At 39.9% G+C, this 14,927-nt stretch carries 11 protein-coding genes; 4 read left to right on the top strand and 7 right to left on the bottom strand.

Features of this window, described 5'->3' with window-relative positions; all coding sequences use genetic code 11:
* Nucleotides 1-100: 100 nt before the first annotated feature.
* Both ACERII_RS03555 and ACERII_RS03560 read right to left on the bottom strand, forming a co-directional pair.
* Nucleotides 101-1,267, bottom strand: a complete 1,167-nt coding sequence (locus ACERII_RS03555) for a M20 family metallopeptidase (RefSeq protein WP_373640098.1) — start codon at nucleotides 1,265-1,267, stop codon at nucleotides 101-103.
* A 110-nt stretch (nucleotides 1,268-1,377) separates the two neighbouring features.
* Entirely contained in the window at nucleotides 1,378-2,925 is a 1,548-nt protein-coding gene (locus tag ACERII_RS03560) for an FAD-dependent oxidoreductase (RefSeq protein ID WP_373640100.1), read from the bottom strand.
* A gap of 185 nt (nucleotides 2,926-3,110) precedes the next feature.
* On the opposite strand from ACERII_RS03560, the gene mscL reads away from it, so the two are divergent.
* Both mscL and ACERII_RS03570 read left to right on the top strand, forming a co-directional pair.
* On the top strand, nucleotides 3,111-3,605 hold the full coding sequence (gene mscL, locus ACERII_RS03565; RefSeq protein ID WP_373640101.1) for a large conductance mechanosensitive channel protein MscL: 495 nt from the start codon (nucleotides 3,111-3,113) through the stop codon (nucleotides 3,603-3,605).
* A gap of 101 nt (nucleotides 3,606-3,706) precedes the next feature.
* Nucleotides 3,707-4,855, top strand: coding sequence for a thiolase family protein (locus ACERII_RS03570; RefSeq protein WP_373640103.1), 1,149 nt, complete (start codon nucleotides 3,707-3,709; stop codon nucleotides 4,853-4,855).
* 754 nt (nucleotides 4,856-5,609) lie between these two features.
* Here ACERII_RS03570 and ACERII_RS03575 read toward each other — a convergent pair.
* The 5 genes from ACERII_RS03575 to ACERII_RS03595 all read right to left on the bottom strand — a co-directional run bounded on the left by ACERII_RS03575 (nucleotide 5,610) and on the right by ACERII_RS03595 (nucleotide 11,419).
* Nucleotides 5,610-6,530, bottom strand: a complete 921-nt coding sequence (locus ACERII_RS03575; protein ID WP_373640104.1) for an ABC transporter permease — start codon at nucleotides 6,528-6,530, stop codon at nucleotides 5,610-5,612.
* A gap of 21 nt (nucleotides 6,531-6,551) precedes the next feature.
* Nucleotides 6,552-7,553, bottom strand: a complete 1,002-nt coding sequence (locus ACERII_RS03580; RefSeq protein WP_373640206.1) for an ABC transporter permease — start codon at nucleotides 7,551-7,553, stop codon at nucleotides 6,552-6,554.
* 141 nt (nucleotides 7,554-7,694) lie between these two features.
* Nucleotides 7,695-9,395 (bottom strand): ABC transporter substrate-binding protein, encoded by a 1,701-nt coding sequence (locus tag ACERII_RS03585; RefSeq protein WP_373640105.1) that lies wholly within the window; start codon nucleotides 9,393-9,395, stop codon nucleotides 7,695-7,697.
* A 49-nt stretch (nucleotides 9,396-9,444) separates the two neighbouring features.
* Nucleotides 9,445-10,413 (bottom strand): ABC transporter ATP-binding protein, encoded by a 969-nt coding sequence (locus tag ACERII_RS03590; RefSeq protein ID WP_373640106.1) that lies wholly within the window; start codon nucleotides 10,411-10,413, stop codon nucleotides 9,445-9,447.
* On the bottom strand, nucleotides 10,406-11,419 hold the full coding sequence (locus ACERII_RS03595) for an ABC transporter ATP-binding protein (RefSeq protein ID WP_373640108.1): 1,014 nt from the start codon (nucleotides 11,417-11,419) through the stop codon (nucleotides 10,406-10,408). The genes ACERII_RS03590 and ACERII_RS03595 overlap by 8 nt, the downstream gene beginning before the upstream one ends.
* A gap of 1,788 nt (nucleotides 11,420-13,207) precedes the next feature.
* Between ACERII_RS03595 and coaA the strand changes: the two genes are divergently transcribed.
* Nucleotides 13,208-14,158, top strand: a complete 951-nt coding sequence (gene coaA, locus ACERII_RS03600; RefSeq protein WP_373640110.1) for a type I pantothenate kinase — start codon at nucleotides 13,208-13,210, stop codon at nucleotides 14,156-14,158.
* Between the two features lie 45 nt (nucleotides 14,159-14,203).
* A complete protein-coding gene (gene pxpB, locus ACERII_RS03605; protein ID WP_373640111.1) occupies nucleotides 14,204-14,917 on the top strand; it encodes a 5-oxoprolinase subunit PxpB in 714 nt (237 codons plus the stop codon).
* Nucleotides 14,918-14,927: the final 10 nt, after the last annotated feature.

A 14,927-nucleotide genomic window follows, 5' to 3' on the forward strand; every position in this document is an offset into this window, starting at 1 on the left:
CGAGACAAAACCAGGCATGCTCAACCCAATTTTGTCTAGCAAGTCACGTTCAATGTGTAGCAGCCACCTCAATAGCAACAGCAACTTTTAACAGAGATTTTTATAAGTTACCTTTTTTAAATTCGTTCTTTATTTGTTGAAGTAATCCAGCATTCGTTAACACATCAAGACCTGTTAATGCCATCGTTTTTGCTGCAGTCATCATTCCATCGAATCCATAGTCGCTTAAAGCAGCTTCACGAAACTCATGCGTATGAGCAATAATAGGAGTTTCACTAATTTTAACGAATGGGTGAATGGAAGGAACGCGATGACTCACATTCCCCATATCAAGAGAACCTCCACCACTTTTTTCCCCAATTTGTTCCCGTGAGATACCAAGTTCCATAAGGTTTTTAGTAAAACAATCTGATAATACTTCGTTCGTTATCATGTCATCATACGAATATTCATAGTTAGATATTTCTAACGTTGCTCCAGTAGCTAAAGCACCAGCTTCGGCACATGCCTTCACTTTCTCCACTACTGGATTTAACGTTGCTCGTTTTTCTGAACGTACATAAAATTGAGCAACCGCATAATCAGGAACTACGTTGGCAGCTTTTCCACCTTCTGGAATAATTCCGTGAATTCGCACATCGTCTTTCACATGCTGTCTTAACGCATTGATACCATTAAATGTGTGAATCACAGCGTCTAAAGCGTTAATCCCCTCATGTGGAGCTGCTGCTGCGTGGGCTGAACGACCTCTGAATGCAAACTGTAATGCATCCATCGCTAGGGAAGAACCGCTTTTCACATAAGAATCACTTGGATGTGCCATGATTGCAACATCTAGGTGATCTAGTACTCCATCATCGGCCATCGTAACCTTTGCTCCGCGAGTTTCTTCGGCAGGTGTTCCGTATACATACACTTTCCCACCGGTTTCTGCAATCACCTTACTTAATGCAATCCCAGCTGCAATCCCCATCGTACCGATTAAATTATGTCCGCAAGCATGTCCTACCTCTGGAAGGGCGTCGTACTCTGACATATACCCAATATGTGGTCCTGGTTTTCCACTATCGTAAACAGCTTCAAACGCGGTGGGTTGATTGACAATACCAGTTTTTACCTGAAAACCATGGTTCTCTAATTCTTCCGTTAATACTTTGCACGCTTTAAATTCTTGATTACCTAATTCAGGATTTTTACCAATAAATTGACTAATCCGGTAATATTCTGACCTATTAGTTTCCATTGCTTGAATAATTGTATCTCTCATATGTAACCTCCTAAGGCATTATCTATATAAGAATCATAATCTTTTATCCAAACTTTATAAAGAGTAAAAGGGCAGTTCTTTTCAATCAGGAACTACCCTTCTGAAAAATATTAACTTAAACCTTCTTCAGGATGAACTTTACGTAGAGCCTCTTTTGCAGGTCCATCGATAACCTCACCGGTATAGGAAAAACGTGATCCGTGACATGGACAATCCCACGTATTATCGCCGTTATTCCATTCTACCTCGCAGCCCATATGTTTACATGTTGTATCGACACAATGAAGAATGCCATCTTCATCTCGGTAAGCACCTGCACGGCTTCCGTTAATATGGACAACAGCCCCTTGACCAATTTCCACATCTGCTGGTGTTTTTCTTAATCTTTCCAGCTTTCCCTTGACGAAATGCTTTGTGACATTCCAATTTTCTTTAAAGAAATGCTTTAAGCTAGGATCTGCATGAAACCGTTCTGTAGAGTAGATCTCCATTTCCGGTGTATTCTTTTCAAACACATAATCTCTTAACACATTTGCCGCCACCGTACTAGTACTCATACCCCATTTACGATAACCTGTTGCCACAAAGATATTTGTTTCATTTGCAGAAGCTGGCCCAATATAAGGAACATTATCTTGTGTGTAAAAATCCTGTGCAGACCAACGATACGGAAAATCCGTTACTTGGAATATTTCTTCGCCGAAAGCTTGTAGTGCCTCGTAATGCTCCATTTCAGGCTTCCCTTGTCCAGTTTTGTGGCCCTCACCTGCAAGGAGTAGGTGAGTTTCTCCATTAATTTTTACTGTACGAACAGATCTGCTAGGGCTATCTACACTTAAATACATCCCATCTAAATGCTCCACATTTCCTTTTCCAGCAACAATGTAAGAGCGTTCTGGATGCATTCTCATAAAATAATAGCCTTCTCCCTCATAGAAAGGGTAGTGACTGCAAGCCATTACTTTATGACATGATATGTAATGTCCATCATTCGTTTCTACATTTAAACTGTCCATCCCAGTTTGCGATTCTGTCATAACACTAACGGCTGTAGTATCTTCAAATATCTCGCCACCGTTTGCGATAAACTCGTTTACAAGTTTTCCAACGTATTGTAATGGATGGAACTGTGCTTGCCCTTTCATTACTAGCCCTTTTTCTATTTGACCAGGGAATGGAAGAGAATCAATCATCTCTGAAGGTATTCCTAGTTTTTGATATGCTTTATATTCTTTCTCTAGTTTGCGCACGGATTGGCTACTAGCTCCATATAAAACCGCATCCTTTTCCTCGAACTCACAATCCAGATTATATTTTTCAATAGTAGAACGGATAAAGCCAAGTGCATTCATATTAGATTCATAATATTGTTTGGCAAAGTCTTCACCGAAATGCTCTATTAATTCATCGTAGATAATGTTGTGTTGTGCCGTAATTTTCGCAGTTGTATGTCCAGTTGTTCCGTTCATAATGCGTGATGCTTCTAAAATTGCTACCTTTACACCTTCTTGGCTTAATAAGTAGCCAGTTGTGATCCCAGTAATACCACCACCTACAATAACCACATCAAACTCTCGGTTCTCCATTAGCTTATCAAAGGCAGGTCGAGTTGTTGACGCTAGCCAATAGGATTCAGGATATTTTGGAAGTTTACTCATGAATTCTCCTCCTTACATTTAAAAGACCAATACTACTATCTATTTTTGACTAGGAAGATAGATTTCTATGCATCCAATGTAAAAAAATGGTGTGAATAATTGTTTTGGCATATTTATAATGGACAACCTCATACATTGAAGGAGAGAGGTGTAGAAGCTATAAACGATGGAGGAGAAGTGTTTCTATGAGTTTTTTTCAAGGATTTAAAGAGTTCGCAGTAAGAGGGAATGTCGTCGATATGGGGATAGGTGTCATAATCGGGGCTGCTTTCGGAAAAATTGTGACTTCCTTTGTTTCTGATATGCTGATGCCACCATTAGGATTATTTTTAGGAAGAGTTAATTTCTCGAATCTATATATTAACTTATCAGGTGGACATTACACTAGTCTTGCTGAGGCTGAAGCAGCAGGGGCAGCCACTATAAATTATGGAATGTTCCTTGAAACCATTTTACATTTTGTTATTATCGCATTCGCCGCCTATTTAATTATTATTCAAATGAACAAACTCCGACGAGTATCGATGGATTCCACAAAATCAAAAACCTGTCCCTATTGTTTTTCCGATATTCCTTTACGGGCAAAACGTTGTCCAAAGTGTACGTCTAGCATTGATGAGGATAAACGTAATTATAATAGAAATGGCACGCGTCACGAAACTATTGTGAAAATACGTTGACGAGCAAGAGTATTTCGAAAGTTTTCAGAAAAAGCAGGATTTTCCCTGTTGGATAAAAAATACGTGTACTAAGAGCCCTGGTATAAGGATGGTGTATACAAATGAGAGAAACAGTTATCGTCGAGTATATAAGAACTCCTATAGGAAGAAGAAAAGGAAAGCTAAGCGGAATTCGTCCAGATGAACTATTAGCAAAAACTCTTTCAGGACTTATGAAAAAAGCAAAAGTAGATCCGAAAGAAGTGGAAGATGTGATAACTGGTTGTGTTGGACAAGTAGGTGAGCAAGCGCCGGATATCGCGCGTTCCGCTCTCTTGATGGCTGACTTCCCAATGGAGGTACCTGGTGTAACGATTGATCGCCAATGTGGTTCGAGCCAACAAGCTGTTCACTTTGCATCTCAGGCCATTGCAAGTGGAGATATGGACGTTGTTATCGCATCCGGTGTGGAAAGTATGTCTCGTGTACCTATGTTTTCAAATATGCAGGGAACGGATTACAGTCCGGTTTTAAAGGAGAAGTATGAAATGATTAACCAAGGACTATCTGCCGAGCGTATTGCGGAAAAATGGGGTATGACGAGAACAGAATTAGATCAGTTTGCATTACAAAGTCATGAACGAGCATTACGTGCTCAAAAAGAAGGTGTGTTTTCTTCTGAAATCCTGCCTATAGAAGTAGTAAATGAAGACGGAACGAAAGAGTTGGTACAGCATGATGAAGGACCTCGAGAAGGCTCTACACTTGAGAAGCTAGGTCAACTAAAAACAGTTTTCAAAGAGAATGGTGTGATCACTGCAGGAAACGCATCTCAAATTAGTGATGGCGCATCCGCGATCCTTATAATGAGCAGAGAGAAAGCAGAGAAATTAGGATTGAAGCCGACATTTCGAATCGTAACTCGGACTGTTGTAGGATCAGATCCTACGATGATGCTTACAGGTCCTATTCCTGCATCGAAAAAAGCATTAGAGAAGGCTGGGCTTACAATGGGTGATATAGACTTGTATGAGGTGAATGAAGCTTTTGCACCTGTGCCTTTAGCTTGGCTCAAGGAAATGAAGGGAGATATGGATAAGTTAAATATTCATGGTGGAGCGATTGCACTGGGCCATCCATTAGGAGCTAGCGGCGCTCGAGTGATGATTACATTAATGAATGCCCTCGAAAAAACTGGTGGGAAATATGGTCTACAAGCGATATGCGAAGGCTTTGGGATGGCGAATACGACGATAATCGAGCGAATTTAGTAGATGGGAGCTGGACTCAGTGGTAGTAAAATGGGTCTTGTGCGCTTTAGGTAGGGAAAGCTGGTTTAACTGCCATTTCGGATGAAATTAGAAGAGGTTTTGGCAAAATAAGAGCTGTTTAATTTCCATTTGAGGTGAAATTTGAATATTTTTTGGAAAATAAAACCTTCTTAATTACCATTTCAGGTGAAATTACAAGAGGTATTAGCAAACAAAAGCTGTTTAATTACCATTTCGTCTGAATCCCCAGAGTTTTATGGCAAAAGGAGTGTCGGAAAGGGAGCGACGGGAATTGAAGAGCGGTTTGAATTCCCGAAGGAGCGTTAAGAAGGGAGCAACGGGAATTGAAGAGCGGTTTGAATTCCCGAAGGAGCGTTAAGAAGGGAGCAACGGGAATCGAAGAGTGGTTTGAATTCCCGAAGGAGCGTCGGAAAGGGAGCAACGGGAATCGAAGAGTGGTTTGAATTCCCGAAGGAGCGTCGGAAAGGGAGCGACGGGAATTGAAGAGCGGTTTCAATTCCCGAAGGAGTGTTAAGAAGGGAGCAACGGGAATCGAAGAGCGGTTTGAATTCCCGAAGGAGCGTTAAGAAGGAAGCAACGGGAATCGAAGAGCGGTTTGAATTCCTACAAAAAACAAAGGTGTGTCATTTGGTCCAAGCAACAACCAAATGACACACCTTTTTAGATTAGCTAACGTTCTAATTTTTCTAATAGGCGTCCAACTGGCGGCGCCTGGCTTAGCAAGCATTTCTCACTAGTTCTTCATCTTCGGATCTAACGCATCTCGAAGACCATCACCAATCATATTAAACCCTAGTACAACTAACATAATCGATATACCTGGGAACAACACCGTCCAAGGTGCCGTCTGGATATACTGCCTTGAATCAGAGAGCATGCGACCCCACTCAGGTGTTGGTGGTTGAGCACCTAAACCAAGGAATCCTAGTGCTGCTGCCTCTAAAATAGCGGTACCGAAGCTTAATGTAGCTTGAACGATAATCGGTGCAAGACTATTAGGAAGGACATGATGAAATAAAATACGACCATTTTTCATCCCTTGTGCCTTTGCTGCCATTATATACTCTTCTTGACGAATGGAGATAACCTTAGAGCGAACGAGTCGTCCAAATATTGGAATATTAATAATTGCAATAGCAATCATGGCGTTTTGTAAAGATGGACCTAAAATAGCTACAATTGCGATCGCAAGTAGAATACTTGGAAAGGCAAGCATAATATCAAAAACTCGGGAAATCAGCATATCCGCCCATTTCCCATAATATCCAGCCAAAATCCCAAGCAGTGTACCAAAAATCAATGCACCAGTTACTGCGAAAAATCCAACCATTAAGGAAACTCTAGCACCGTATATAATCCTAGTAAAAATATCTCTTCCAGAGTAGTCGGTTCCGAACCAATATGTGCTTGATGGACCCTGCAAACGATCAACAGCCCTCATTGTATTGTACTCAAAAGTAGTTAAGAATGGGGCTAAGATAGCTACAAAAATAAAAGTAAATATGATAACAAAACCAACGATCGCTAGTTTGTTTTTCCTTAATTGCCAGAAGGCTTCTCTCCAAGGAGAAATAGATTCTACTTTTTGAGGTTCAAACTCTTGTTTATTAGGGCCTGGTAAAGGACTTTTTGTTGTTTTCGTAACTGTACTCATGATTTTTCTCCCCCTTCTCGTCTAATATTTAATCCTCGGATCGATGTAGGTGTACAGAAGATCTACAATGAGATTAATAATTACAAACATCGTTGCAATAATGAGGATTCCAGACTGAATAACAGGGTAATCACGATTTCCTATTGCATCGAACACATAACGACCAATTCCTGGCCAACTAAAGATGGTTTCCGTTAAGATGGCACCGCCTAGAAGTGTTCCAGTTTGTAAACCTACTACGGTAAGTACGGGAATAACAGCATTTTTAAATCCGTGACGGTAAATAACAGAGACCATACTCGAACCTTTTGCTTCGATCGTCCGAATATAATCAGAACGTAACACCTCTAACATGCTAGAGCGGGTCATACGTGCAATGATAGCCATAGGGATTGTACCTAGTGCGATACTTGGTAAAACTAAATGTCTTATAGAAGTCCAGGTTTGATCCCATCTTCCATTAAGGACCGTATCAATAATATAAAAATATGTCGTTGTTTCAACCGGATCTCGTGGATTTCCACGACCTGTAGCAGGGAGCCATCCTAATTCTTGTGCGAATACCCACTGTTGCATTAATCCTAGCCAAAATATCGGCATGGAGACCCCGACTAATGCAATGATCATACTTGTATAATCAAACAAGGAGTTTTGCTTCCATGCACTAATAATACCTGCGTTGACTCCTACAATAATTGCAAATAGCATGGCGAAAAAGGTTAGTTCCATCGTTGCGGCTAAATAGGGCCATACTTCTTCTGAGATAGCACTCTTCGTTCTTAGTGATGTGCCTAGATCTCCTCGTAATAGGTCCATCATGTAATTTCCGTATTGAACAAAGAAAGGTTCATTTAACCCTAACTGTTCTTCTAAATCAGCAATTGCTTGAGGAGACGCTTGTTCACCTAGTATAACTTGAGCCGGATTCCCTGGGATAAGGTGAATGATAGAGTAAGTTATTAACGACATTCCTATCAGAACAGGAATTAGCATGAGTATTCTTCGTATCGTATACGAAACCATAAATTTCACCTCTAGCTTCCATGTCTTATATCAAATGAAAATATGTAAAAAAGAAAGAGGGCAGAAGAGGTTCTTTACGTAGAGCAAAGATTCTACAACTGCCCTCAAACACAAGCCTTATTTTTTAAAACGAAGGTTGTATTATTCTACTATTTCAACGTGAGATAGTACCTCACTTGTAGATGGGTGTGCCACATATCCTTTCACTCGCTCGCTACCAGCTAACACTGGTGTTGTGTGAACAAGCGGAATCATTGGAGCATCTTCGTGAATTAATAATTGTGCCTCTTTATAAAGAGCATCACGCTCATCAAAGTCTACACTTACTTTTGCTTTGTTTAATAAATCATCCACTTCTGAGTTACGGTAGAATGTACGGTTACCACCTGGAATTGCACTGCTGTGTAATAGGTTACCGAAGAAGTAGTCAGGGTCACCGTTTGTTCCAGACCAACCTAACATAAATACATCTTGTGCACCTTGTTGAGTTAGATCTAAGTATGTTGCCCACTCATGAGAAACGATCTTAGCTGTAACACCAACCGCTGCAAAGTTTTCTTGAAGAACCTCAGCAGCTCTTTGTGGATCTGGCATGTACGGACGTGCTACAGGCATAGTCCATAAATCGAATTCTAGTCCATCAGCAAAACCAGCTTCCGCTAATAATTCAATAGCTTTGTCAGGATTATAATCGTATGCTTCTACTGCATCATTGTAACCAAGATACATTGGTGGAATGATGTTTTTCGCAGGCTCAGCAAGCCCAGCGTATAAAATAGCGATAAGTGACTCTTTATCAACCGCATGGTTTAGTGCTTGACGTACTATTGGGTTATCAAATGGAGCTTTATCCATATTAAAACCTAAGTAACCAATATTGTTTGTAGTACGTTCGAATACGGTTAACCCATCTTCCGCTTTAATACGTTCCACATCGTCTGGTTCTAAACCATCCATAATATCGATATCACCAGAACGTAATGCCGTTAATCGAGCGGAGTTATCAGGTACAACTGTAAAGATAACTCGATCTAACTTAGGTAATCCTTCTTGCCAGTAGTCTTCAAATTTTTCAAGAACGATATTGTCTTCACGAGTCCAACTTACGAACTTGAAAGGTCCTGTTCCAACAGGGTTTTCGTTAATTGTAGAACCGTACTGTTCAAATGCAGCAGGAGATGTGAAAGCAAAGTAGCTCATCCCCATGTTTTGAAGGAAAGAACCTAATTGTTCTTTTAAAACAAATTCGACTTCGTAGTCATTAATTACATTGATTTCACTAATAACGTGACCATCGTCACCTTTAAATCCACCAAATTGCGTTCCATACACAGAATACGTATATCCCTCATCTGCGAAGTGATATTCGTGCTCAGGATCTGCCCAACGCTCAAAATTTAGTTTTACAGCGTCTGCATTAAAGTCAGTTCCATCATGGAATGTAACTCCCTCACGTAAATGGAATGTAAATGTAAGACCATCATCACTAACATCCCAGTCATGGGCTAATCCTGGCCCAATATCAAAGGAATCAGCATCAAATTCAAGTAGTGTTTCAAAAATTTGCTTCGTTACACGGGAAGACTCTCCGTCTGTAACACTTGCGTAGTCGAGACTAACTGAGTCACCACCACGAGCAAATACTAGTGTTTGATCAGCAGCGGAAGCTCCGTCATTGTTATTATTATTGTTGTTGTTGTTGTTATCATTGTTGTTATCGTTGTTCGTTGTGTCATCGTTATTGCCCCCGGTGTTTGCTGGTTCATTATTCCCACTACAAGCAGCTAGACCAATAATAAGTACAAGCGACAGTACTAAAAACCAAAGACTCCTTTTTTGCATGTTGTTGCCCCCTTAAAGTTTTTTATAAATTTTTTTGAAACTGTAGTTGTCACTCATATAAATGACAAGCTACAAAATGGTTATCGGAATATTCTTTGAATTCAGGGCGCACTTCTTTACATATATCCATACATTCTGGACAACGAGTGTGGAAGGCACAACCTGTAGGTGGTTTAGACGGACTAGGAACATCTCCCTCTAGTATAATTCGTTCCGTTTTTACATCAGGATCAGGGTTAGGTACTGCGGATAGTAAAGATCTTGTATACGGGTGAAGTGGATTATCGTATAACCCTTCATTATTAGCTAATTCAACCATGCGACCTAAATACATCACTCCAACGCGATCACTAATGTGTTTCACAACACTTAAATCATGAGCGATAAATACATATGTAAGTCCAAATGAATCTTGTAAATCCTCCATGAGGTTTAATATTTGTGATTGGATAGATACATCAAGAGCAGAAACGGGTTCATCACAAACGATAAGCTTTGGATTAACTATGAGTGCACGAGCAATCCCAATCCTTTGTCGTTGTCCCCCACTAAATTGGTGAGGGTATCTTGATGCATGATCTCCCGGTAAGCCAACAACCTCAAGAATTTCTTTCACTTTCTGCTTTCTTTCTTCTTTTGTTCCAATTCCATGAACAATTAAAGGTTCACTAAGAATCTTTTCAATTTTATGTCTCGGATTTAATGATGCGTATGGATCCTGAAAAATAATTTGCATATCTCTACGCATTTTTCTCATACGTTCGTCATCTAGTTCGGTAATATCCTCACCATTAAAAATGACTTGCCCTTCGGTTGGATCGATGAGTCTAAGTAGTGTTTTTCCAGTCGTTGATTTACCACAACCAGATTCCCCCACAATCCCGAGTACTTCCCCTTCATACACATCGAAGGAGACATCATCAACGGCTTTTACTTCTCCCACTTTTCGTGAAAAAATACCACCGGTCACATCAAAATATTTTTTGAGATTTTTTACTTGTAATAAAGGTTTAGACATGAACTTCCACTCCTTCTTTTTCATAGAGGAAGCAGCGGCATGAATGTCCCTCTTTTACTTGAAGTAGCTTAGGGTCTTCTTCGTAGCAACGATCAAACACCTCGCTACATCTTGCGGCAAATCTACAGCCCTGTTTAATAGATCCAGGCTTTGGAACATTTCCAGGAATTGAGTATAATCGTTCATCACGGTTATTCAATTTAGGTAAGGAACGAATAAGTCCTTTTGTATATGGGTGAGTTGGTTCCTTCAAGATAGTTCGAACATCGCCCTGTTCTACAATGTTACCTGCATACATGACAACGACTCGGTCACACATTTCTGCAACAACCCCAAGGTCATGGGTGATAAGCATAATTGCTGTTCCTTTTTCTTTATTGAGCTTTTTCATTAATTCTAAAATTTGTGCTTGGATGGTTACATCTAGTGCGGTGGTTGGCTCATCGGCAATGAGAACCTCTGGATCACAAGCCATTGCAATAGCGATCATCACACGTTGTCGCATTCCACCAGATAATTGGTGAGGGTATTCGTCGACGATCTCTTCTGCTCTTGGGATTCCAACTAACTGAAGCATTTCTATTGCCTTTTTTCGAGCTTCCTTCTTTGATACTTTATGGTGGTTTTTTACTGTTTCAATAATTTGAAACCCGATAGTGAAAAGAGGATCTAGAGAAGTCATGGGTTCTTGAAATATCATGGCAATTTGGTTTCCACGAATTTGCCGTAATCTTTTTTTCTTTACTTTTACTAAATTTTCCGCAGAATTGTTATCCACTTTTTGTCGAAATAAGATTTCTCCTCCAACAATTTTTCCTGGTGGGTTAGGAACGAGACCCATGACGGAAAGGGAGGTAACACTTTTTCCACAACCTGATTCACCAACGATACCGAGGACTTCCCCTTCATCAATGTGAAAGCTAACGTTATCAACGGCAGGGATTTGACCACGATCGGTGAAAAAGTGTGTTTCTAGATTATTCACTTCTAGAACTGGTTTTTTCATAGAAACCTCCTTGTCGATATTTTTTAAGGATATTAAATTATATTTATCTTAAAAAACTAATTTCATATGTAATAGCTAGTTCTATATTTAATTTATATGTAAACCCGTTATTAGAAAATTACTACAATTCAAAAAATATTGCAATAACTATTTTGAAAAATCAGAAAAAAATTCTATTTGCAAAAACTATTTTAGGAAATAAAACCAAGGTTTGTTAGGGGGGCAATGTCATTATTGGACGAAGGAAAAACAACAGTGTGTAGCAAGAGATATTTCATATGGGTTGTATGTGAATGTAGTTGTATTAGAAAATAAGGATTTGGTAATTGTGGATCAAGTATTAGAAAAAAGCTCAATGAAGGAAAAGGAGTCTTCTATTTTGAAAGAATATCGTTTTGTCTTACTTTTTTTAACAACACTAGCTTCCAGTTTCAGTGTCTCATTTTCGTATTAACAACAAATACGCTTTTTTTCCAAGCAAGCAATTCACTTCTCCATCTACCGTTAAAACAGATCAATTAACTATTAACATCATCATGTTAGTAAGCTCGATTTTCCTTTTGGTCGTATGTGGTCTCATGACTTGGGAGGCGAAAGCTTTGCGGACCGAAGATTAGTTGGATTTTTTAGTGTTTTGTTAATGGTTCGTTAACTTCCATTTGTTACGGAATTTCAAGTGCTATGGGAAAACAAAGTTCGTTTACTTTTCATTAGGAAAGAGTTTTGAAGAACTTACGGAAAATAAAGGCTTGATTGAGCATTTCATGGGCGAAAAATGCTTCTGAAAGGCGCGCCAACGGGTGGAACGCACCTTTCCCTAGACAAAATGCTTCTGAAAGGCGCGCTCACGGTTGGATCGCCCCTTTCACGAGACAAAATGCTTCTGAAAGGCGCGCCCACGGGTGGAACGCACCTTTCACGACACAAAACGCTTCTGAAAGGCGCGCCAACGGGTGGAACGCACCTTTCACGAGAGAAAATGCTTCTGAAAGGTGCGCTAACGGGTGGAACGCACCTTTCACGACACAAAACGCTTCTGAAAGGTGCGCTCACGGGTGGATCGCACCTTTCAGGAGACAAAATGCTTCTGAAAGGTGCGCCAAAGGGTGGATCGCACCTTTCCCGAGACAAAACGCTTCTGAAAGGTGCGCTCACGGGTGGATCGCACCTTTCACGACACAAAACGCTTCTGAAAGGCGCGCTCACGGTTGGATCGCACCTTTCCCGAGACAAAACGCTTCTGAAAGGTGCGCCAACGGGTGGAACGCACCTTTCCCGAGACAAAATACTTCTGAAAGGAGCGCCAACGGTTGGATCGCACCTTTCACGAGACAAAACGCTTCTGAAAGGCGCGCTAACGGGTGGAACGCACCTTTCCCGAGACAAAATGCTTCTGAAAGGTGCGCCAACGGGTGGAACGCACCTTTCACGACACAAAACGCTTCTGAAAGGCGCGCCAACGGGTGGAACGCACCTTTCACGAGACAAAATGCTTCTGAAAGGCGCGCCAACGGGTGGAACGCACCTTTCCCGAGACAAAACGCTTCTGAAAGGCGCGCTCAAGCTCAGATCGACAAAAATACTTATGAAGTCTTTCACATTATTTTTCACTAAATTCAATACATATTCCTTGTTCCCTATAAAAAGTTGGAAGACAAAAGATTAATGAATCGCTTTATTTGCATTATTTAGATAAAATGAGGATTAAGATAAAACAGTCTATCCACTAAAGAACATAATAAAAGGCTATAATCATTTAGGAAACAATCGACGAACGAGGTGTCTACTGTGGTTAATCAAGAAAATATTACTCCTTATATAACGTTTAATCGTGATGATTGGGCAAGTCTACGATCATCCGCACCAATGACGATAACAGAAAAAGATATAGCAGAGTTAAAAGGGTTAAATGATGTTTTAAATCTAGAGGAAGTCTCGGAAATTTATCTACCTTTATCAAGACTTCTCTATTTACATGCTAGAGCAACGAAAGAGCTTTATGATAGTAGAAATACCTTTTTAAGAACGCAGGTCAAAAAAGTACCATATATTATCGGAATTGCGGGAAGTGTTGCAGTTGGTAAGAGTACCATGGCTCGAGTCCTACAAACGTTGATTTCAGGATGGCCGAATCAGCCGAGGGTAGAACTACTTACGACAGATGGATTTCTCTATCCTAATAGAGTGCTTCAAGAAAGAGAAATAATGAACAAAAAAGGATTCCCAGAAAGTTATGACATTGCAAGTCTTCTTCATGTTTTATCACAACTAAAATCAGGGAATGAAAAAGTAACAGCACCAATCTATTCTCACATTACGTATGATGTGATTCCAGATAAACAACAAGTAATAGAGAGCCCGGATGTTGTCATCGTTGAAGGTATCAACGTGCTGCAGCCACCTAAGCTAATTGACGGCAAAGCAGTGGATCAAATTTCGGTTTCCGATTTCTTTGATTTTTCTATTTATGTGGATGCAGAAGAAAAGAATATCTTTAAGTGGTATGTAGATCGCTTTATGATTTTGAAGGAAACGGCATTTAAAGACGAAAAATCTTACTTTAATAATTATGCAAACCTCACAGAATCAGAAGCATTAGAAATAGCTAGAGATATTTGGAATAGAATAAATAAAGTGAATTTACATGAGAACATTTTACCGACTCGTTACCGATCCGATTTGATTTTATCCAAAGGGGATCATCATCTAGTAGAGTCGATAAAAATGCGTAAAATTTAAAGTACGTCAGGTTTTCGTAAAAATAATATAAAGGGAGTGGAGAGAATGAACTCTGTGATCAAGCCATTAGGTGATCAAGGGATTCGTGTGGAATTAGGTAACGTAATTTCTCCATTAATTAACCAACGCGTTCATCAACTAGTAGAAGCCGTGGAAAGTAGTAAATGGAATGGTGTTTTTGAAGCGGTTCCAGCCTATACAACGGTAACGGTATATTATAACCCACTTATTATTTCGTACGAATTATTGAAAAAGAGATTAAGAGAAAAAGCTCAACAGCTTCTGTCTTCTGTAGCAATAAAACGAAGAAAAGTAATTTTACCTGTTTTTTATGGGGGAGATTTTGGTCCTGATCTAGAATATATAGCAAAACATCATTCTATTTCAGAAGAGGATGTCATACGATTCCATACTGAGCCAAATTATATCACCTATATGATTGGTTTTTCTCCAGGATTCCCCTATTTAGGAGGAATGGTTGATAAATTAACCACACCTCGAAAGAAAAATCCAAGAGCAATGGTAAAAGCGGGGTCAGTAGGGATTGCTGGATCGCAAACAGGTGTGTATTCTGTGGATAGTCCAGGTGGCTGGCAGATTATTGGACGGACACCAGTTCCGCTTTTTCAACCTAAGGAAGAAACTCCCACATTATTTAAAGCGGGTGATTTAATAACGTTTCAATCTATTTCGAAAAAAGAGTTTGAGGAGATATCGCTTCAGTGTAAGAATGGAACTTATGAGGCAGCGGTGTTGTAGGCATTTTTTT

Origin of the sequence: Evansella sp. AB-rgal1, assembly GCF_041820985.1 — a bacterium.
Taxonomy (GTDB): domain Bacteria; phylum Bacillota; class Bacilli; order Bacillales; family Salisediminibacteriaceae; genus Evansella.

Excerpts from the sequence above, each read along its gene's own strand:
- ACERII_RS03555 (WP_373640098.1), bottom strand. The coding sequence starts at position 1,267 with ATGAGAGATACAATTATTCAAGCAATGGAAACTAATAGGTCAGAATAT.
- ACERII_RS03560 (WP_373640100.1), bottom strand. The coding sequence starts at position 2,925 with ATGAGTAAACTTCCAAAATATCCTGAATCCTATTGGCTAGCGTCAACA.
- mscL (WP_373640101.1), top strand. The coding sequence starts at position 3,111 with ATGAGTTTTTTTCAAGGATTTAAAGAGTTCGCAGTAAGAGGGAATGTC.
- ACERII_RS03570 (WP_373640103.1), top strand. The coding sequence starts at position 3,707 with ATGAGAGAAACAGTTATCGTCGAGTATATAAGAACTCCTATAGGAAGA.
- ACERII_RS03575 (WP_373640104.1), bottom strand. The coding sequence starts at position 6,530 with ATGAGTACAGTTACGAAAACAACAAAAAGTCCTTTACCAGGCCCTAAT.
- ACERII_RS03580 (WP_373640206.1), bottom strand. The coding sequence starts at position 7,553 with ATGGTTTCGTATACGATACGAAGAATACTCATGCTAATTCCTGTTCTG.
- ACERII_RS03585 (WP_373640105.1), bottom strand. The coding sequence starts at position 9,395 with ATGCAAAAAAGGAGTCTTTGGTTTTTAGTACTGTCGCTTGTACTTATT.
- ACERII_RS03590 (WP_373640106.1), bottom strand. The coding sequence starts at position 10,413 with ATGTCTAAACCTTTATTACAAGTAAAAAATCTCAAAAAATATTTTGAT.
- ACERII_RS03595 (WP_373640108.1), bottom strand. The coding sequence starts at position 11,419 with ATGAAAAAACCAGTTCTAGAAGTGAATAATCTAGAAACACACTTTTTC.
- pxpB (WP_373640111.1), top strand. The coding sequence starts at position 14,204 with ATGAACTCTGTGATCAAGCCATTAGGTGATCAAGGGATTCGTGTGGAA.